This window comes from Rhodoplanes elegans (genome assembly GCF_016653355.1).
Classification (GTDB): Bacteria; Pseudomonadota; Alphaproteobacteria; order Rhizobiales; family Xanthobacteraceae; genus Rhodoplanes; species Rhodoplanes elegans.
Map to the genome: position 1 here is coordinate 49620 of NZ_NHSK01000074.1, position 18058 is coordinate 67677.

Consider the following 18058-nt stretch of genomic DNA (forward strand, 5'->3'; position numbering starts at 1 on the left):
CTCACTCCCGCATCCTGACCCCAGCCCCACCGGTGCGGGTGTCGCCGGGGTCGAGGAAGACAACGCCGCCGCGTTCCAGGGCGCCCTGGATAGCGGCAAGGATCGTGGCGCGGACCGGCGGGACGTCGTCGGTCTGCTCGGTACGGGAAACGGTGGCGTAGGAGACCGACGCGGCCTCGGCGAGCTGGGATGATGTCCACCCCAACAACGCCCGTGCCGCCCGAATTTGCTTCCCCGTGAGCATCGCGGGCGGCTTGTACAGCGCGGCGTGGTGCCGGACAACAGCGGAATTCCTCGGCATTTCTCGGCCTTTCTCGGCAGAAGTGCGACGTTACGTAAAAAATGCGCTTGCAACGTAGCTGAAAGGCGATATCTTGTCACTACCGAGCACGATCGCTCATCAGCACGTCGAGGGTAGAGCGCAGATGCAAACCACTATGGCTGCAGCCATGAAGAGCACACCGGCCGGCCGGCTGATGGTCGCCGACGTCAATCTCCGGATCGCGGTCGAGAACGCGCTTCGCGCGCGCCGCGGCAGCGTCGATCAGGCGCTCGACCTGTTCCTGCGCACCAACGGGCGCGAGGCGCTCCACGATTATTTCGAGCTTGTCGCCGCCGACATGGCCGGCGCTGCTCTGCCGGGCGGGGGCCATATGTCGATTGGCTCCCAAAGAACTCGTGCCCTCGCCCGGCGACCGAATGACGACGACGCTGGCCAATGTTTCGGTGCCAACCACTCGGCGAGTGCCGGCGCGTCGTCACCCTCTGACGGACGGACCGACCATACCTGCGGTGTAGCCCACGTTGCGCCTGTCGGTTCTCCGTCTCTCTCTGACGGCGGTGCGGGCCAGCTCCGCATTGGCGCCCATTCACCTCGTGCCCGCGCCCCGTCACCCCTTCGCGAGCGGGCGGACCAAAGCCGCATTGTCACCCAGTCGCCGGGTGTCCGCCCCGCTCGCGATCCCTCTCCGACCCAACTTCGCGCCGTCGACGCGGTGAAGGGCGCCGCCGCAGATGCGATCTGGCGGGTGAAGAAGACCAGTGACGGCCGCGCGTGGGGCGAGATCGGGTATCACGAGCTGGCCGGGCTGGCGCGCGACGGCGGCATCGCCAAGGCGCTGATCGACCACATCGGCGCGGTCAACGACAAGCAACGGTTCGCGCCGCTCCCGACGCTGGTCTCGGCCGGCACATTCGAAACGCTCTGCCGCAACGCGGAGCGGGCCAATGTCTGAGGAGATCATCGCTCAGATCCGCGCGTGGCACCGGGAGCGGTGTTATGCCATGGAGCAGCGCAAGCGTTCCAACGCCGCGCTCGGCGCCTACCTGCGGACCGCGCTGGGCTGGCGCAAGGACGCGCCGGCCGAAGAGCGGAAGGCGATCGAGGCGTTGGCCAAAGATCTGATCATCTGCGGCAAGCTGGGTGCCAAGGCCGCGGCACTGAAGACGCCGAAGCAGAACCATCATGAACTGGCCGGGTCACCAGAGTACAAGCGGTTCGCCAAGATCATCAGCGCCTCGATCAAGGCGCGAGCGCCGTGGGACGCGATCGAGTCCGAGTCGGTTAAAGCTTTGGAGGTTCTTGCCGAGCAGTTGCCCGTGTGGGCGGCGTTCGGCGCAGAGATTCGCGGATTCGGTCTGAAGTCGCTGGCGACGATCGTCGGAGAGGCCGGTGACCTGTCGAACTACGCCACGGTCGCGAAGCTGTGGAAGCGGATGGGCGTCGGGGTCGTCAACGGCAAGCGGCAAGGTGGCCTCGCCAAGTCGGCCAGCAAGGACGAGTGGATCGAGCACGGCTACAACCGGCAGCGCCGGTCGCGCATGTGGAACGTCGGCAAGGCGCTGATCTATGCCGGCGGCGAGTACGCGGACCTGTATCGCGCACGGAAGGAAGTCGAGCGGCAGAAGGCGGCCGACGAAGGGCTGACCGTCGCGCCGGCCGGGTCGATCCCAAAGAAACGGGCGGCTGAGTTCCGCTCGCTCGGACACATCGAAAAGCGCGCTCAGCGCGTGATGGAGAAAGAGCTTCTGAAACGCCTGTGGAAGGCGTGGCGGCGGGCCAGCATCCAGGTGAACCCCGAGGAGAGAATGCCCGCCTCCGAAATTCTGATCGCGGCCGAATAGCCGCGCGCGGCGGACCATTGCTGAATTGCAAACCACTGGTGCGGTGTCCGCCGCACTAATTCGGCGAAAGCCGAACGCCAGACCAAATCACCTTTGAATCCCAGAGACCGAGTGTCTGGCAAGCGGGTCGCAGCGATGCGGCCCGCGCACCTATGGAAGGTAGGCAATGGCGCTGTCGGCCAAGATCGAGGCACTCGACCGCGACGTTGAACTGATCATTCAGTCCGACCTCTCGCCGGCGGCGCGCAGCCGCGTGCTGGCGCAGTTCGCACGGGAGCAGATCGGGATCGCGAGCGAGCAGAACCGCCGCGCTCTGGGCTCTGTCCCGCCGTTCACGACGTTCGTTGACGGGTCGGAAAGTGCCGCACTCGATCGGGTTCGCCCGGATGGCGTGATCTCGGTCGAGTACGAGTTGTTCGTCGATGTCCTGCGCTTCATCGCCGACGAGTTGGTCAAGACCTCGCCGAAACTCACCGGCCGCTACTCGAAGAGCCACATCCTGATGGCCGATGGCGACGAGATCGAGCTGACGGACGACCTGCCGGACGCTGCCGAGTTTGCGTTCGTGTCGACGATGCCGTACAGCCGAAAACTTGAAAAAGGCTTGTCGCGGCAAGCACCTGATGGAATTTACGAAGTGCTCGCCGCCAAGGCCAAGCGCAGGTTCTCCAACATCGCCACAATCCGCTTCGGCTTCCGATCGGTGCTCGGCGCCTCGGCGCTGAACACCTGGGCAGGCCGGACCCGCATGCGGCCGAACCGCACCAACAAGCAGTCGGCCCGCGCGTTCGGCGACTGGCTCCGCCGGCAGCCGGCTATCGTCGTCACGTTCAGGAACCGATAGCAGCATGGCCGCCGACGCCGTTTACGACGCGATCCGGGCCTACCTGGAGGGCACCGAGAGCACGCCGCCGGCGTGGACCGCGACCCGGATCCGCTGGGAAAACGAGGACTTCGTCAAGCCCGAGCCGCCGTCGCCGTGGATCGCTGTGGCACTCACCGGCGTGGTCTACGGCCAGCAAAGCATCGGCGCCGCGACTCAGGCGGATAACCGCTGGGACGAGGACGGGACGCTGTGGATCTCGGTGTTCGCCCCGGTCGGCCAGGGCGTGAGCGAGATCCGCGCGCTGTGCAAGCAGCTCGCGGACCTGTTCCGCGGGACGACTCTGCTCGGTGGTGCTTTGGAGTTTATGGACGCCGCGATCGGCACGAATGGGCCGGCTGCGGAAGAGGGGAATTGGTTCGAGCTGCTGGTCGCGATTGACTGGCGACGAATGGAGGCGTGATCACTTCGTCTTCATGAACGCTTCGACGGCCTCGGCCAGTGCAACAAGATCGACCTTCCCGTCGATCCCAAATTCGCGCGGGTCGTCGCAGTCGTACAGGTACGGGCCACCGCTGAACAGTGGGCCTGATTGCCGTTCAAGCTCGGCGATGATCGCGTCGAGGAGTGTCATTTCGGCCTCCTGTGAGGCGGAGAGAGTACCAAAATCCGGCCGCTTCGGCGAGCCGTAACGCCCTAACTGGCGCCTTGGGCAAGCGTCATCCGCGCCGTCGTGAGACGCCGCAACACCGCCGCCGTCGTGATGACGCCGGCTTCCTCCCTTTGATGGAGCCCAAACTATGACGTCGAGCAATCGTACGAGGGTGGCCGTCTGTCGTGAGTCGACGGTCGGGACGACGCCCAACACCCCGCGCATGCGCACGATGCGCATCACCGGCGAGTCGCTGTCGTTCACGCCGGAGTACGTCGACAGCGACGAGGTCCGCTCGGACCGCATGCTCGGCGACCCGATCAAGGTGATGCAGGCCAGCCAGGGCGGGCTCAATTTCGAGCTGAGCTACCCGGAGGACAACACCCCGTTGTCCGAGGTGATCCGGTCGGCGCTGTTCGCCACCTGGACCAACACGCCGACCTTCGACAACGACGGCACAGCCGACAGCGTGTGCACCCAGGTCACGGACTCCACCGACACCTTCACGGTCGCGTCGGGCGGCGCCGCGGCCGTCGCCGGACATCTGATCCGGACGACGGGGTTCACCAACGCGGCGAACAACGGGATCTTCAAGGTCGGGTCATCGACCGGGACGACCATCGTGGTCGCTGGCACGCCCACGCTCACCGACGAGGCGGCCCCGCCCGCCGCCGCGAAGATCAAGGTGGTCGGGTTCCAGGGCGCGTCCGGCGACATCACGGCGACCAGCACCGGGCTCGGATCGACGCTGCTCGATTTCACGACGCTCGGCCTCGCGGTCGGCCAGTGGATCAAGATCGGCGGCACAGCGACGGGCGACAAGTTCGCGACGGCTGCGTGCAACGGCTTCGCCCGCGTCACCGCGATCGCGGCACACGCCCTGACCTGTGACAACCTGCCGAGCGGATGGACCACGGATTCCGGCGCCTCGAAGACGATCAAGGTCTGGTTCGGCGACCAGATCAAAAACGGAACCACCGTCTCGTCGATGACGATCGAGAAGGGGTTCATGGGCCAGACCACGCCGACCTACATCTACAACACAGGCATGGTCGCCAACACGCTGGAACTGACGTTCCAGAGCCGGCAGAAGATCACGGGCTCGGTGAACTTCATGGGCATGGGCGGCGGACAGGACACAACGTCGCTCGATTCATCGCCCGACGCCGAGACGACGAATTCCGTGATGGCCTGCCACGCCAACGTCGGCCGGCTCGCCGAGAACGGGTCGACCCTCACCGATCCGAACTGGGCGCGCTCGTTCTCGCTCAACGTCAACAACAACATCGAGATGAAGGACGCCGTCGACTCGACGTCGCCGGTCGGGCACCGCGAGGGCGAGTGCACCGTGACCGGCAACATCACGACGTACTTCGGCTCGAACTCGCTGCTGGCCAAGCTCTACGCGGGCACCGCGACCAGCATCAACGTCAGGGCCGCAAAGGACAGCCAAGCCATCATCCTCCAGGTGCCGCGCGCCACGCTGCGCTCTGGCGTCCCGGCAGCGGGCGGGAAGAACCAGAACGTGGAGCTGTCGAGCGATTTCCAGGCGTCGAAGGACACGCTCACGTCGGCGCACGTCATCATCGACCGCATTCCCTACTACGAGTGACCCGTTCCGCGGCCCGAACGCCGCGGCCCCGCTTCGTGGTGGTCTCCTCCCACGAAGACCCTGCGCGCAGAGGCGGGCGGCGGGTTCGGCCGCCGTCCGCCACCTCCCGAACGAGGACAAAATGGCGACACACGAACAAAGGCGCGTCGCTCGTCGAATGGTCGACGCAATCGCCGAAGTGAACGCTGCGCTGGCTGAGGCGGCGAGCGTCGATCTGCATGTGGAATTCACGCCTGCTGTGGTCGGCCGCATCTCCGGGATCAAGCTCACGTGTTGCGAATCCCGCGAGCGCGTCGACCCGCTTCCCCCTTCCGAACACGGTGACGACTGATGGACCTCTCCCAGATCAAGACCAACTCGGCCCTCATCGAGCAGGGCGAGTGGATCGGCGACCTCCCCGAACTCGGCGACGTCGCGTTCCGGGTCCGCGGGCTCGGCAACGCTGACTATCGCGCCCTGCAGCACAAGCTGATCAACGAGATCCCGGCGCGTCTGCGCCGCAAGGGGCTCGGCGCCGACGACCAGGACCGGATCCAGACCGAGTGCCTGATCGAGACCGTGCTCACCGACTGGCGCGGCCTCACCTCCGGCGGCGCGCCGCTCCCCTATAGCCGCGAGAAGGCCCGCGAGCTGCTGACCGATCCCGACTTCCGCCGTCTGCGTGACGCCGTGTTCGCCGCGGCGTCGATGGTCGGCGAGGACGTGGCGGCGGCCGACGAGGCGCTGGAAAAAAACTCCGAGACGTCTTCCGCTGGCGCCTGACGCACCAGGCCGGCGCGGTCCTGCTCGCGGACTGCGCCGCGGAAGGCGACGAAGAAGCGGCCCGGGCCTTGGAGCAGATCCCGGACGAGCCCGAGCCGCTCCCCGGCGCCGAGCTCTATCTCTCAGCGTTCCACGACCTCTCCGGAGATCGACAGTACGGCGCGATGGGCGGGGCCGGTCCGATCCCATGGCTCGCGCTCGACCGATGGGCCGGGCGCGCCGGGCTCGACGGCGACGACTTCGACCGGTTGGTCCGCATGGTCCGGGCGGTCGACGCAGAGTGGCTCGCCGATCAGGCAGAGCGGGCCGAGGCGGAACGGCAGCGGCAGAAGCGGGACTAAGGCGACATGGAACTGAACGCGGTCAGGACGTTGCGGGTGGTCGGCCGGTCCGAAGGCGTGGACCGCGTCGCCTCGGACTTGCGGGATGTCGCAGATGCGCAACAGGCCGTCGCGGTGTCGTCGGACACCATGACGCGCCGGCAGACCTCGGCGGCGCGGTCGTTTGCGGCGATGAACGCGCAGGTCGACCCGGCGGTAAAGGCTCAGCAGGCATTCGAGCGCGCGCAGCGCATTGCCGACCGGGCGCTACAACAGGCAGTCATCACGCAGAACGAGCACGCGCGCGTGATGGAGCAGGCGCGCCGCCGTTATCTCGACATCGTGCCGGCGAACGAAAATCTCGCTCGCTCGACCGGACTTGCCGCGCACGAGATGACCAATCTCGGGCGACAGACCGCCGACGTGTTCACCATGTTGGCGATGGGCCAGTCGCCGTTCATGACGCTGGTCAGCCAGGGGCCGCAGGTCATCGACATCTTCAAGTCGACGAAGGGCTCGATGGCCGGATTCGGCCAGCAAATCGCAGCCCTCGTCACGCCTGCTCGGTTCGCGGCCGGCGCGGTTCTTGCGATCGGCACCGCGGCTGCGATGGCGGCGATGCAGTACGCCGACGCGCAGCGCGAGATGAAGATGGCGCTACTCGGCGCCGGCAGTGCGTCGGGGGCGACCGTGTCGGAACTCAACGACATCGCCACCACGCGCTCCGGTCTCACCGGCTACTCGATATCCGAGGCGCGTGCGCTCGCGACCGAACTCGTCAAGACGGGGAAGATCGGTTCGGCAGCGATCGGCGAAATCGTGTCGATCGGCCACGGGCTCGAAAAGTTCCTCGGCGTCTCCGGCCCGGAAGCGGCCAAGATGATGGCCGAGTCGTTCGCTGATCCGGTCAAGGGCGCGCAGTCGCTGAACGAGCGCATCGGATTCCTTGACGCCAAGACCCTGCACTACATCCAGACGCTGACGGAACAGGGCGACCGGCAGCGGGCGATCGCGACGCTCACCGACGCGCTCAGGCCGAAGATCGAGGCGGCAGAGGCGAGCACGTCGAAGTGGGCGCGGGCATGGAACGCCGTCGCGAATGCCGCCCCCGATGCGTATGACGCGATGGGGCGCGGCGTCGATCGCATCGTCTCCGGCCCGTCGACGCAAGAGCAGATCAGCCTCAAGACGATCGAAATGCTCGACGTGCAGCGTCGCGCGATGGAGATGGCGCGCAACCCGGCCTCCAGCTTCTTCATGTCGAAGGACCCGGCAGCCGGAGCGCAAGCGCGTGTCGCGCAGCTGCAGGCCGAGATTGACGCTCTCCTGAAAGTCGCCGAGGCGGAGCGCAAGGCGTCGGAGGAGAGCCAGTCGCGGGCGCGGTCGCTGTCCGTGCAACCGATCATCAGCGCGCTGACCCAGGAGGTGCAGCAGCGCGAGGAGTTGGAAAACAAGATCAAGGCTCTCGCGACGGCGATGGCGGATCCGAGGTTCGCCGAGTTCACCAAGAACATCGATCAGGCCGCGCTTGCCATGCAGCGTGCGCAGGGCGCTGTGGACACGCTGCTGTCTCCGATGGAGCGCGTGGCCGCGCAGACGAGGCTCGGCATCGACACGGCCAACGCGCGCGGCCCGAACGCGCAGGCCAACATCGCGGCGCGCCAGAAGGCGCTCGAACTCGCCGGGCAAGAGCTGACGACCGCCGAGCGCGCGGCTCAGATCGAGGGCGCGCGGCTCGTGTCGCTGGAGCAGTCGAATCGCGCCATCGCGGATGCGGTCAACGCCAGGACGCTGTCTGCTCAGCAGAGCGTGGAAACCGCGCGGCTTGAACTCGACCTCGTCGGCAAATCGGCAGCAGAGCAAGAGAAGATGCGTGGAGCCTTGCAGATCAGGCATCAGCTTGAGCAAGAGGCGCTGCAGACCTACGGGAATAGAGACGCCTACGACAAGGCTCACCTCGCGTCTCTGCTCCGGCAGAACGAGGCCACCGCGGAGTACAAGCGGCAGACCGCTGTTGCCCAGATCAACGACCAAATCAGGTTTGACCGCGAGACCGCGTTTCTGTCGTCGGAAGACGTCCAGATCGCGCAACAGCTCAAGTCGATCTACCCCGACGTCGCGGCGGCTCTGAACAGCTCCGAGGCCGCGGCGATCCGATTCAACAATTCCATGAAGTCGATCGGCGATGCGGGGCGCGAGGCGTTCGGATCGATCGCGCAGGCGATGGCGGATGGTAAGATCACGGCCGACGAGTTCTCATCGGTCCTGACGTCGCTCCAGTCTCGCCTGATCCAGATGGCAGCCAACAAGGTGTGGGACGGAATTTTCGGGACAGCCGCCGGTGCAGCTACAGGCGGCGCGGCGGGAGGCGGCATGTTCTCGTGGATCTCTGGCCTGTTCGGCTCGGCCAACGGCAACGTGTTCGCCGGCGGCAACATCATCCCGTTCGAACGCGGCGGCATCGTCGACAGGATGCAATATTTCCCGCTCGCGAACGGCGGGATCGCGTCGATTGCCGAAGGCAATAAGCCCGAGGTCGTGATGCCGTTGCGACGCACGCCGGACGGCCGGATGGGTGTGGCTGCGACGGGTGTGGGGGGTGGCGGGTCAACGAACTTTACATTCAACGTCGTCAACAACTCGTCGGCGCAGGTCCGCGTCGAGGAGGAGTCGGACGGCCGCGGCGGCCGCAAGCCACGCATCGTGATCGACGAGATGGTCGCCGGGTCGATGCGCCCGGGCGGCGCCGGGAACCGGTCGGTGCTCGGCGCGCTCGGCGCACGCCAGCGGCCGCGGCGAATGGGGGCCTGATCATGGCGGTCGCGGTCTGGCCGGGCGAACTCCCGGAGTACGTGCTGGTCGACGGGTTCTCGCTGACGCAGCCGGACGGCCGGCTGCGCACACCGACCGACACCGGGCCTGGCAAGACGCGCCTCAAGAACAGCGCGGCGATGACGCCAGTCGCGGCGCAGGTTTACCTCAAAGGGCCGAACGACATGGCCAGGTTCCGCCGGTTCTGGGCCGAGGATCTGGCCGGCGGCGTGCTGCCTTTCGTGGTCCGCGATCCGCGTCACGATGGTGCGCTGCTCGGCGACGAGGACGGGCTCGTCCTGGCCGACGAGGACGGCGCGCCGATCGAGGTCTCGGCCTATTGGCTGGCCGAGTTCGACGCGGCGCCGGCCGAGTCGCAGGTCGCGGGCTACTTCTCGCGGCTGTCGTTCACGTTGCTCGTGTTCCCGGGGTGATGGTGAGCCTTCAGCTCGTGGGCGAGCGGGGCGGGCGCACGGGGCTGTGCGGCGTGACCGGGGCGGAACGCTGCGCCGGGACGAGGCGGGCCGCCACAGGATTCGGCGTGTGGTCGAGCATTGCGCCGGAGTTGCCGTCGGCGAGCGCGCCGATCACGCCGCCGACGATGATGTTGCCGGCGCCCGCGACCGCACCGCCGGCGCCGACCTCGGACTTCACGGCGATGGTCTGCGGCTCGAATCCGGACTTCTCGAACGTGACGCTGAATTCGAACTTTCGCGGCAGCGGCATCTCGCACGGCGTGACGCAGGACAGGCCGTTCGAGAGCCGCGCCAGCGCGCCCTCCGGCTCAGACACGAACCGCACCTGTTCGTCGGTGCCACGAACCATGGTGGCGCAGCCGGCGCACATCAGCGCGGCCAGCATGACTGGCAATACACGCATGATCCCCTCCCGTGTAGACGCTGGACGCTACGACCGGCGCGAGCGCGGCACAATCGGGAGGCGGTAGCCCGTGCCGAATGAGATCCCGAGTGTTGTAAAACAGCAACTAAACGCCGAGCGGTCGACGACCGACTACGCCGTGCTGGTGACGATCGACGACGACACGCTTTCGGCGCCGCTCCGGTACACCGACAAGGCGGTGACGCGGCTGTCGAGCGACCCGATCCGCTACGGTCTGGTGTCGGCCGGCGAGACCTACGTGCACGCGCTGCTCGGCAGCGTGCTCCCGGACGACACGAGCGAAAACGCGCAGTCGACGACGATCACCATCGACAACGTCGTCGAGGACGTGTGGTCGTCGATCCGCGGGTTGACCGCCGACGCCACGGTCTCGGTCGCGCTGGTGATGATCGCCATGCCGGACGAGCAGTTCCTCGCCTACACCGGACTGCGGGTCGTGGACCGCTCGGTCAAGTACGAGGCGATCACGCTCGAAGTGTCCCGCCACGCCAACCGCTCGGGCGCTGCCGATCTGCTCTACCCGCTCAGCGGGGAACGGCAGACGAAGCGCAAGGCGCCGGGGCTTTTTAGGTGAGAGGCCCCGCGGCTTCGCGTCTCGGCCACGCGGTCCACCGAGACGGGCTCCGTACTGCCGCAATGAGCGCGCGCGAAGCCGCGAGACGACCCACCAATACAACAACGGCGAGCTGAATGAAACCCCCACCCGATCGTAAGGCGCCGGGGTTTTTTCGCTGAAGGAGAGTCACTATGGATCGTCGATCGTTCTTCCGGTTCGTCGGACTGGCGGCGCCGGCTGCGGCAACAGCACTGCTGCCGCAGCGAGGGTATGCGACGGGTGGCGTCGTAGGTCCGGGTGTGCGCCCGTTTATCCCAGGTGCCGGGCGGATTTGCGAGGCCGGGCCCGAGGCCGTGATGCCGCTGCGGATGACGATCGAGAACCGCGTCGGCGCGGCGATCATCATCTCAGCGATCGGCGGCAAGCGTGAAGCCGGTCACTGATCGCCACTGGTCGGCCGCGTGGCTCGGCATCCCGTACCTGGAGGCCGGGCTCACGCGGGCCGGCGCCTCGTGCTGGGGTCTGGTCCGGCTCGTCTACGACCACGAGCTCGGCATTACGCTGCCGAGCTATGCTGGCGCGCCGTGCGAGGCGGAGCGGGCCGAGATCGCCGGGGCGCTCGCCGGTGACGCTGCGGCCTGGCCGTGGCGCGAGGTGCCCGTGGACCGGGCCGAGCCGTTCGATCTGATGCTGTTCCGCTACGGCCTGACCGAGTCCCACGTCGGGCTGGTCGCATGGCCCGGGCATCACCTGCACGTCATGACCGGCATCACCAGCCGGATCGAGGCCTACCGTCGCGCGCCGTGGGACGGGCTGGTGTCGCGAGTGCTGAGGCACGTGAATGTCGGCTGATCTCCTCACCACGACGCGGCCGGCGCCGTTGCCTGACCTCGGGCTGGTGCGCGCCCGCGTGCTGCCCGACTTCGGGCCATCCGATCGCGCCGTCGACTGGGTGGCGCCACTCGGCGCCAGCGTGCTCGACATGGTGCTCGGCACGCTGCCCGGCCTGCCGCCGGCGATGTACGACCGGTTGCGGGTCACGATCGGCGAGCACGTGATCCCGGTCGAGCGCTGGGGCCGGGTGCGGCCGCGGCCCGGCGTCGTCGTGCTGATCCGGGCGATGCCGGGGGCGACGGACTATTTCCGCTCGGCGCTGTTCCTGGCTGTGGCCGTCGCGTCGATCGCGACCGGTCAGTTCTACGGCGTGGCGGCCGCAAACGCTGCCCTAGGCGCTGCCGGATTGACTGGTTTCACGGCGACGGCTGCGACCGTGAACCTTGCGACGTCGTTGATTTCCGCCACCGCGTTGTTCGGCGGAACTTTGTTGGTCAACGCGCTCGTTCCGGTCCGCGGCGCGGATCAGTCGAAGGACGACCGCGCCGTCTACTCGATCAACGGATTCCAAAACAGGCCGAATGCCAATGGGCCGGTTCCGCAATTGTGGGGTCGCGTGCGCGTTGCGCCGCCCTACGCCATGTTGCCCTACGGCGAGGTGGTCGGGCGGCAGCGCTGGATCCGTGCCGCCTTCCTGCTCGGTCAAGGCCGGATGGATTTATCGGCTGCTGCGCCGGCGATCGGCACCACGGCGCTGTCGAAAATCGACTCCGGCGACTATCAGATCACGTTGCGTGAGGGCACAACAGGCGACGATCAGCTCGTCTACTGCACATCTCAGGTGATCGAAGAGAATCTCAACATTCAGGTTCGGTACGACGAGGGGGCGCAGATTCGAACGACCGCGACCGAGGTCACGGCAGTCGAAGTCGAGATCTTCTTTCCGGGCGGGTTGTTTCACGTCAAGAACGACGGTTCCTACATTGCGTGGACCGCAACCGCCGTCGTCGAGACGCGCGAGGTGGGCGCAACAGAATGGAATACGCTCGGAACGGTCTCGGCTACGGCAATGGAGCGTCGGCCGTTCTGGGCAGCGCAATATTTTGCGCTCCCGTCGCGTGGTACGTATGAAATCAAGGTGACGCGCTACGCCGTCGACGATGGGTCGTCGTCGCAACAGACGGCGTGGTCGTGGTCCGCGCTGCGCTCGTTCCGACCGGAATATCCGCTCGCCTTCGACGCGCCGATGGCGGTGGCCGAGCTGCGCATGCGCGCCTCAGGCCGGCTGAACGGCACCCTCGACAATTTCAACCTGCTCGCGACCCGCATCGTCCCAGACTGGACCGGCAGTGCGTGGGTGACGCAGGCGACCCGCAACCCGGCCTCGATCGCGCGCGCCGCGCTGCAAGGACCGCAAAACGTCTGGCCGGAACCGGACGAGGCACTCGATCTCGATGCATTCCAGGACTGGGCCGAGTTCTGCGACAGCGAAGGTCTGGAGTTCAACGCCTACCAGGTCGACGAGATCACGCGGGACGATTTCCTCACCGACGTCGCCTCTGCGGGCCGCGCCATCGTGATCCGGCGCGGCTCGGTCTGGACGGTCTCGATCGACCGTGAAAGGACGACCTTCTACGACCTGATCAGCCCGCGCAACTCGTGGGACTTGACCGAGACCGACACACCGCCGAATTTCCCCGATGCCTTCGCGATCGACTTTCTGGACGAGACCAACAACTACGCGCCGAGCCGTCGCGTGGTGCGCTGGCCCGGCTTCGTCGGCGATCCTGTCGTGATCGAAGAATTGCGGTTGCCAGGTAAGACGCACCCCGACGAGATCTGGATCGAGGCGCGGCGACGGCAATACGAGGCAATCTATCGGCGCCGGTCGTGGACCGTGTCGCAGGATGCAGAGCACCTGATCCTGACCCGCGGCGACGCCGCTATCCTGGTGCATCCGGTGATCGACCGGAGGCAGACCGGCGGGCGTGTCATTGGCGTCGACTCCGGCGTCGTCTATGTCGACGAAGTGGTGTCGGTCGAGGCCGGGCTCGTTTATCGCGTTGCGTTCCGGGCCGCAAACGGCACCATCACGGATCGGCTGCTCTCGACGCCGGATACAGGGGAGACGCGGCGGCTGGTGCTGGCCGACGCCGGCACGGATCCGGCGGTTGGTGACCTCGCCACGGTCTACACCACGGCCTCGCCGGCGATCGAGGTCATCGTCCAGAAGATCGAGCGCGGCGACAATCACACGGCCGTGCTGACGCTGGTCCCGCACGCGCCGGAGATTTTCACGTCGACCGCGGCCGAGGTGCCGCCAGCGTGGGATCCGGCGATCGGAGACACGATCGGCGATTCGCTGATCCCAGCGCCGGCGACGCCTGTGATCACGTCGATGGTCTCGACCGTCGATGAAATCTCCTGGTTCTTCTCGGCAGGCGACGCGACCCCGGTGCTGCAGTATCAGCTCCGCCACCGCGAGCAGGGGACCAGCACTTGGACGACTGCGACGGCGCTCGGCGGTTCCGACTCCATCACGCTCGACAGCTCACCATACGGCTCTGCCGACGTCGTCGAGTTCGCGATCCGCGCCGTCGGCGTCAACAGCCTCACGTCGAGCTGGTCGGCGACCTACGAGCACACCGTCCCCGGCACCACCTTCGCAGAGGCATGACATGACTGATCCGATTCGATTGCCGAACAAGCCCATCGGCTCCGTGCCAGCGTTCACGATCGGACTGCAGGACGAGGGCGGCGGAAACTACAGCGTCAAGAAATTCCCATCGCTCACCACCAATCCCGGGCTCACCTATTCATCCCGCGCAGCACTGTACGCCGCCACGAAGCCGGCGAACACGCAAGCCTGGGTCAATGGCGACAGCATCCCGGCCTACAACGGAGTGTACGAGAGCACTGGATCGGGGTGGGTGCGAAAGAGCGACCTCCCGATCCCGTTCATCATCGCCGTGGACGCCGGAGCCGGCACGCCGAACGCCATCCTCGCGACGGCTGCCTACCCGATCGGCGAAAGCAACCTCGTGCTGCTCAACATCTACGAGACGAACACGGGGTCGCCTGTGACGGTGTCCTTTGACGGCGGCGGCACGACACTCACGATCAAGACCAATACGGGCAACGACGTCGCAACCGGTGGACTGGTCGCCGGCATGCACGTGCTCGGAAAGCAAGTCGGCGCGACGTTCCGGATCGTCACCGATCAAGTGTCCGCCGCGATCATAGCGTCGGCAGAAGCAGCGGAGGCGGCTGCGGTCGCAGCCAGAGATGCCGCGGTCGCGGCAGCGAGCGAGGCAGTCGCCGCGACGAAGTTCGACCCCCTTCTTTCCATCCAGATTCACGGCTGACAGGAGAGCATGATGTCGACGACGGCCAATTACGCATCGACCCCGCGGTGTGGTGCCGCTCAAGTCTCAGCGGCCAATACCAATCTCGACGGATCCGGGACGGTCGTCATGATCCTGACGGCAGGGTCATCGGGAAGCAGGATCGACAGAATCGACATCAAGGCCGTGGTGACGACGTCGGCAGGTATGATTCGACTGTTCGTGCACGACGGTACGAATTACAGGCTGTGGAAAGAGGTCCCCGTTTCTGCGGTGGAGAAGTCCGCGTCGGTCCCGGCATTCGGAACCACCATCGACATGTCGCACCAACCGCTCGTTCTTCCGTCGGGCTACTCGCTTCGTGCCGCGACCGAAAAGGCCGAGGCTTTCAACATCATCGCGACGGGCGGAGACTTCTGATGCACGCGGGACTATATGGTCGTATCGACAGGCTGCGGGCTCCGGCGTCGCCTCCGATCATTCGCAACCGGTTCGACCCGATCTATGCACATCGGGATTTCGGAATCGGAAACGGAAACGGTGCCGAGCCGGAGGATGCGGCGTTACAGAAGCTCTTCGACGACGGCGCAGGCCGGGTGATCGTGTTCGAAGGGCCTCTGTTGACGGTGTTCCACACTCGTCCTCTGTATGTGAGATCGAACACCCGGATCATCGGTAACGGCGCGACGATCAAGGCTCACCCCGTCGCGGATATCAATTGCACCGGCATCCATCTGACGTCGGAAACTTGGCTTGGTTCCGGCCCATCCAACGTCATAATTCAAGATTTGCGATATGACGGTAACGCGGTTTCACGTCGCGCTGCCGGCGTTCTGCTGCCATATCTCGGTGTCGGACAATTCGGGCAGGCGGCTGCATTCTACCTCATCAACGCCGAGAACTGCATCATCGACGCATGTTCGGTGATAAATGCCGTTTCTGATTGTTTTTATATGGGTGGCACTGTATCAGACGGCAGTTCCACCAATTCCCATTTTCGCAACTGCTATGCGAAGAATAGCAGCAGAAACGGTTTTTCGTTTGTCGGTACGCAAAATTGCACAGCGTCCGGGTGCGTGTCCAAGGACCACAATTACGGAAATAGCAATAGCAATATATCGTGCGGGTTCGATGTCGAGCCGGACGGCGCGGCGACGGCTAACTACGGCTTGATCTTGTCCGGATGCATTGCGACAGATTGCACGACGGCTGGTTTTGCATGTAACAATTCTGCTTATAATTATTCTGTTACATGGGCGTATCCTTACACAAGGTCGTGCGCGGTAGGATTTCATCGTGCCAGCGCTGGCGGAACAAAGATATTCGCTGCTCAATACAATTTCAACACTACGAACTTTGATGGCATCACGGAAAAGATTTCAGGCTTCTGAACGTCCGCGCTGGTGACAAGCTGAAACCCGCGCCCGGCCGGCTGCCGGGCGATCCCCTGAATCAACGGAGAACCGCCATGCCGACCTGGCGTGTCGCGCGCGCGTTGCTCGCGCTGCGTGACCAAATCGACGCCGCGCGCCCGCGGCGGAACAAGAGCCACGACGGGACGATCGGAGACACGTCGCACGCGGCGCGCGCGAGCGACCACAATCCGAACGCGGCCGGCGTCGTCACGGCGATTGACATCACCCACGACCCGTCCGGCGGCGTCGACACCTACGCGCTCGCCGACTGGCTGCGGAAGCGGCGCGACCCGCGCATCAAATACCTGATCTCGAACGGCCGGATCTGCTCGTCCACGGTCTCGCCCTGGACGTGGCGGCCGTACAGCGGCTCGAGCAAGCACGACAAGCACCTGCACATCTCCGTGTCGGCCGACCCGGCGCGCTACGACGATCCGGCGCCGTGGGACCTGTCGATCGGCGCCGCGGCCCCGGCCCGGCCGGCTGCCGCCGCCGACATCCGGTCTCGCATGGGCAAGGCGATCCTTGACTTCGAGGCGCGGCGCGACGCCAAGGGCCGCCTCGCCGTCTACCGGCTGCCTGCCGGCGACGGCGGTGGAACCTACGAGGTGGCCGGCATTAACGACCGCTATCACCCGGCCGAGGCCGCCGCGCTCAAGGCGCTGATCGAGGCCGGTCGGCACGCCGAGGCCGAGCAACGCGCGATCGGCTACGTGCTCGCCTACACGTCCGGCGTCGCCGGCTGGCACCCGGACCCGGGCGTCGAGTTCTTCCTCCGCGACACGGCATTCAACCGGGGCCCGACCGGCGCCGCGCGGATCCTGCAGCGTGCGGTCCGCGTCACGCAGGACGGCGTCGTCGGTCAGACCACTCGGTCCGCCGCGGCCGCGATGCCGCCGGCGGCCCTCCTTGATGCGCTGCGCGCGGCCCGAGAGGGCTACGAGCGCGACGTGGTCGGCTACCGCGCGCAGTTCTGGCGCGGGCTCACCAACCGCTGGGACAACGCACTGACGACCGCCAAGGCGTTCTCGGCCGAGTCCGGGTCGGGCCGAGGCGCGGCCAGTGCGGCGGCCGGCACCGCGGCGGCTGGGGCGGCTGCGGGCGCCGCCGCCGGCGTCGAGCAGGGCTGGGGCGCCACGGAGTGGACGCTGTTCGCCTTCGCCGCGCTGTTCGTCATCGGCCTCGGCGTCATCGCCTGGCACGTCTGGCGGCAGCGCCGGCGCACGGCGGCCGCCATGCCGGCCGAGCCGGTGTCCACCGATCTCGACACCACGGAGGAGTAGTCCATGGACTGGAAAGACCTCGGGGGGCAGCTCGCGCGAGCCGGCGCCCCCATCATCGGCGGGGCGCTCGGCGGGCCGCTCGGTGGCATGCTGGGCGGCGTGGTCGGCAACGTGCTGGCCGACGCGCTCGGCACCGACGCAACCCCGGAGGCGGTCGGCAAGGCGATCGCCACGGCGACGCCGGCCGAAGTGGCAGAGAAGCTCGCGGCGGCCGACGCCGAGGCGCACGCCCGTTGGCCGGCTCTCGCCGAGATCGCCAAGGCCGAGCACGAGGCGCGGGCCCGCGGCATCGAATCCGTCAACGAGACGATCCGGGCCGAGGTGCAGGCGGCGGCCGCGCGGCCGGACGGCTGGTGGTCGTCCTGGCGGACGATCCTCGCCTACGAGCTCGCGGTCGAATGCCCGGTCTGGGCCGCCCTGATGATCTGGGCGACCGTGACGGGCCGTGTCGCCGACGTGGTCGCGCTGTCCGGCCTGCTCACCACTTGGTGGGGCGCCCGCTTCGGCCTGCTCGGCGTGCACGTCTGGACCGGCTCGCACGAGCGCCTCACCGCCATCACGGGCCAGCCGGCGCCGTCCGTCGTGGGCGAGATCGTCAAAGCCGTGAAGGGCAAGAGGTGAC

22 protein-coding genes are annotated in these 18058 nt (G+C 66.6%); 19 read left to right on the top strand and 3 right to left on the bottom strand.

The window, feature by feature from the left end:
* Position 1: 1 nt before the first annotated feature.
* Positions 2 to 301, bottom strand: coding sequence for a helix-turn-helix domain-containing protein (locus tag CCR97_RS07955; RefSeq protein WP_244670326.1), 300 nt, complete (start codon positions 299 to 301; stop codon positions 2 to 4).
* A 148-nt stretch (positions 302 to 449) separates the two neighbouring features.
* On the opposite strand from CCR97_RS07955, the gene CCR97_RS07960 reads away from it, so the two are divergent.
* From CCR97_RS07960 to CCR97_RS07975, 4 genes are all read left to right on the top strand, one after another.
* Complete coding sequence (locus tag CCR97_RS07960) at positions 450 to 1235, top strand: hypothetical protein (protein WP_146618614.1); 786 nt, start codon at positions 450 to 452, stop codon at positions 1233 to 1235.
* On the top strand, positions 1228 to 2124 hold the full coding sequence (locus CCR97_RS07965; RefSeq protein ID WP_146618615.1) for a hypothetical protein: 897 nt from the start codon (positions 1228 to 1230) through the stop codon (positions 2122 to 2124). The genes CCR97_RS07960 and CCR97_RS07965 overlap by 8 nt, the downstream gene beginning before the upstream one ends.
* A gap of 166 nt (positions 2125 to 2290) precedes the next feature.
* Positions 2291 to 2968, top strand: coding sequence for a hypothetical protein (locus CCR97_RS07970; RefSeq protein WP_111355256.1), 678 nt, complete (start codon positions 2291 to 2293; stop codon positions 2966 to 2968).
* A 4-nt stretch (positions 2969 to 2972) separates the two neighbouring features.
* Positions 2973 to 3410 (top strand): phage tail terminator-like protein, encoded by a 438-nt coding sequence (locus CCR97_RS07975; protein WP_111355257.1) that lies wholly within the window; start codon positions 2973 to 2975, stop codon positions 3408 to 3410.
* Here CCR97_RS07975 and CCR97_RS07980 read toward each other — a convergent pair whose 3' ends face one another.
* A complete protein-coding gene (locus CCR97_RS07980; RefSeq protein WP_170145655.1) occupies positions 3411 to 3581 on the bottom strand; it encodes a hypothetical protein in 171 nt (56 codons plus the stop codon).
* 166 nt (positions 3582 to 3747) lie between these two features.
* Here CCR97_RS07980 and CCR97_RS07985 point away from each other — a divergent pair, with 166 nt between their 5' ends.
* The 6 genes from CCR97_RS07985 (at position 3748) to CCR97_RS08010 (ending at position 9538) form a co-directional block, all read left to right on the top strand.
* A complete protein-coding gene (locus tag CCR97_RS07985; protein ID WP_111355258.1) occupies positions 3748 to 5211 on the top strand; it encodes a phage tail tube protein in 1464 nt (487 codons plus the stop codon).
* Positions 5212 to 5332: 121 nt separating this feature from the next.
* Positions 5333 to 5542, top strand: coding sequence for a hypothetical protein (locus CCR97_RS07990; protein WP_146618616.1), 210 nt, complete (start codon positions 5333 to 5335; stop codon positions 5540 to 5542).
* Complete coding sequence (locus CCR97_RS07995) at positions 5542 to 5973, top strand: hypothetical protein (protein ID WP_201159426.1); 432 nt, start codon at positions 5542 to 5544, stop codon at positions 5971 to 5973. Before CCR97_RS07990 ends, CCR97_RS07995 begins: the two co-directional genes overlap by 1 nt.
* A gap of 68 nt (positions 5974 to 6041) precedes the next feature.
* Positions 6042 to 6314, top strand: a complete 273-nt coding sequence (locus CCR97_RS08000) for a phage tail assembly chaperone (RefSeq protein ID WP_111355259.1) — start codon at positions 6042 to 6044, stop codon at positions 6312 to 6314.
* Positions 6315 to 6320: 6 nt separating this feature from the next.
* On the top strand, positions 6321 to 9104 hold the full coding sequence (locus CCR97_RS08005; RefSeq protein WP_111355260.1) for a phage tail length tape measure family protein: 2784 nt from the start codon (positions 6321 to 6323) through the stop codon (positions 9102 to 9104).
* Positions 9105 to 9106: 2 nt separating this feature from the next.
* Positions 9107 to 9538, top strand: coding sequence for a hypothetical protein (locus tag CCR97_RS08010; RefSeq protein WP_111355261.1), 432 nt, complete (start codon positions 9107 to 9109; stop codon positions 9536 to 9538).
* A gap of 10 nt (positions 9539 to 9548) precedes the next feature.
* Here CCR97_RS08010 and CCR97_RS08015 read toward each other — a convergent pair whose 3' ends face one another.
* Entirely contained in the window at positions 9549 to 9983 is a 435-nt protein-coding gene (locus CCR97_RS08015; protein WP_201159427.1) for a translation initiation factor 2, read from the bottom strand.
* A 70-nt stretch (positions 9984 to 10053) separates the two neighbouring features.
* On the opposite strand from CCR97_RS08015, the gene CCR97_RS08020 reads away from it, so the two are divergent.
* The 9 genes from CCR97_RS08020 to CCR97_RS08060 all read left to right on the top strand — a co-directional run bounded on the left by CCR97_RS08020 (position 10054) and on the right by CCR97_RS08060 (position 18057).
* Positions 10054 to 10578, top strand: a complete 525-nt coding sequence (locus CCR97_RS08020; protein WP_146618617.1) for a hypothetical protein — start codon at positions 10054 to 10056, stop codon at positions 10576 to 10578.
* A gap of 173 nt (positions 10579 to 10751) precedes the next feature.
* Positions 10752 to 11003 carry a hypothetical protein gene (locus tag CCR97_RS08025; protein ID WP_146618618.1) on the top strand — a complete coding sequence of 84 codons (252 nt, stop codon included), beginning with the start codon at positions 10752 to 10754 and terminating at the stop codon, positions 11001 to 11003.
* On the top strand, positions 10987 to 11412 hold the full coding sequence (locus CCR97_RS08030; RefSeq protein ID WP_111355263.1) for an NlpC/P60 family protein: 426 nt from the start codon (positions 10987 to 10989) through the stop codon (positions 11410 to 11412). Before CCR97_RS08025 ends, CCR97_RS08030 begins: the two co-directional genes overlap by 17 nt.
* 58 nt (positions 11413 to 11470) lie before the next feature.
* Entirely contained in the window at positions 11471 to 14071 is a 2601-nt protein-coding gene (locus CCR97_RS08035) for a host specificity factor TipJ family phage tail protein (RefSeq protein WP_201159428.1), read from the top strand.
* 1 nt (position 14072) lies between these two features.
* Positions 14073 to 14759: a hypothetical protein gene (locus tag CCR97_RS08040; RefSeq protein WP_146618619.1), complete on the top strand. Its 687-nt coding sequence runs from the start codon at positions 14073 to 14075 to the stop codon at positions 14757 to 14759.
* Between the two features lie 9 nt (positions 14760 to 14768).
* Positions 14769 to 15158 (top strand): hypothetical protein, encoded by a 390-nt coding sequence (locus CCR97_RS08045; RefSeq protein ID WP_146618620.1) that lies wholly within the window; start codon positions 14769 to 14771, stop codon positions 15156 to 15158.
* Complete coding sequence (locus CCR97_RS08050) at positions 15158 to 16129, top strand: right-handed parallel beta-helix repeat-containing protein (RefSeq protein WP_146618621.1); 972 nt, start codon at positions 15158 to 15160, stop codon at positions 16127 to 16129. Before CCR97_RS08045 ends, CCR97_RS08050 begins: the two co-directional genes overlap by 1 nt.
* Before the next feature lie 77 nt (positions 16130 to 16206).
* Entirely contained in the window at positions 16207 to 17436 is a 1230-nt protein-coding gene (locus CCR97_RS08055; protein ID WP_111355267.1) for a lysozyme family protein, read from the top strand.
* 3 nt (positions 17437 to 17439) lie between these two features.
* Positions 17440 to 18057 (top strand): hypothetical protein, encoded by a 618-nt coding sequence (locus CCR97_RS08060; protein ID WP_201159429.1) that lies wholly within the window; start codon positions 17440 to 17442, stop codon positions 18055 to 18057.
* Position 18058: the final 1 nt, after the last annotated feature.

Coding starts and splice junctions, on each gene's coding strand:
- CCR97_RS07955 (WP_244670326.1), bottom strand. CDS start 301: ATGCCGAGGAATTCCGCTGTTGTCCGGCACCACGCCGCGCTGTACAAG.
- CCR97_RS07960 (WP_146618614.1), top strand. CDS start 450: ATGAAGAGCACACCGGCCGGCCGGCTGATGGTCGCCGACGTCAATCTC.
- CCR97_RS07965 (WP_146618615.1), top strand. CDS start 1,228: ATGTCTGAGGAGATCATCGCTCAGATCCGCGCGTGGCACCGGGAGCGG.
- CCR97_RS07970 (WP_111355256.1), top strand. CDS start 2,291: ATGGCGCTGTCGGCCAAGATCGAGGCACTCGACCGCGACGTTGAACTG.
- CCR97_RS07975 (WP_111355257.1), top strand. CDS start 2,973: ATGGCCGCCGACGCCGTTTACGACGCGATCCGGGCCTACCTGGAGGGC.
- CCR97_RS07980 (WP_170145655.1), bottom strand. CDS start 3,581: ATGACACTCCTCGACGCGATCATCGCCGAGCTTGAACGGCAATCAGGC.
- CCR97_RS07985 (WP_111355258.1), top strand. CDS start 3,748: ATGACGTCGAGCAATCGTACGAGGGTGGCCGTCTGTCGTGAGTCGACG.
- CCR97_RS07990 (WP_146618616.1), top strand. CDS start 5,333: ATGGCGACACACGAACAAAGGCGCGTCGCTCGTCGAATGGTCGACGCA.
- CCR97_RS07995 (WP_201159426.1), top strand. CDS start 5,542: ATGGACCTCTCCCAGATCAAGACCAACTCGGCCCTCATCGAGCAGGGC.
- CCR97_RS08005 (WP_111355260.1), top strand. CDS start 6,321: ATGGAACTGAACGCGGTCAGGACGTTGCGGGTGGTCGGCCGGTCCGAA.
- CCR97_RS08010 (WP_111355261.1), top strand. CDS start 9,107: ATGGCGGTCGCGGTCTGGCCGGGCGAACTCCCGGAGTACGTGCTGGTC.
- CCR97_RS08015 (WP_201159427.1), bottom strand. CDS start 9,983: ATGCGTGTATTGCCAGTCATGCTGGCCGCGCTGATGTGCGCCGGCTGC.
- CCR97_RS08025 (WP_146618618.1), top strand. CDS start 10,752: ATGGATCGTCGATCGTTCTTCCGGTTCGTCGGACTGGCGGCGCCGGCT.
- CCR97_RS08040 (WP_146618619.1), top strand. CDS start 14,073: ATGACTGATCCGATTCGATTGCCGAACAAGCCCATCGGCTCCGTGCCA.
- CCR97_RS08045 (WP_146618620.1), top strand. CDS start 14,769: ATGATGTCGACGACGGCCAATTACGCATCGACCCCGCGGTGTGGTGCC.
- CCR97_RS08050 (WP_146618621.1), top strand. CDS start 15,158: ATGCACGCGGGACTATATGGTCGTATCGACAGGCTGCGGGCTCCGGCG.
- CCR97_RS08055 (WP_111355267.1), top strand. CDS start 16,207: ATGCCGACCTGGCGTGTCGCGCGCGCGTTGCTCGCGCTGCGTGACCAA.
- CCR97_RS08060 (WP_201159429.1), top strand. CDS start 17,440: ATGGACTGGAAAGACCTCGGGGGGCAGCTCGCGCGAGCCGGCGCCCCC.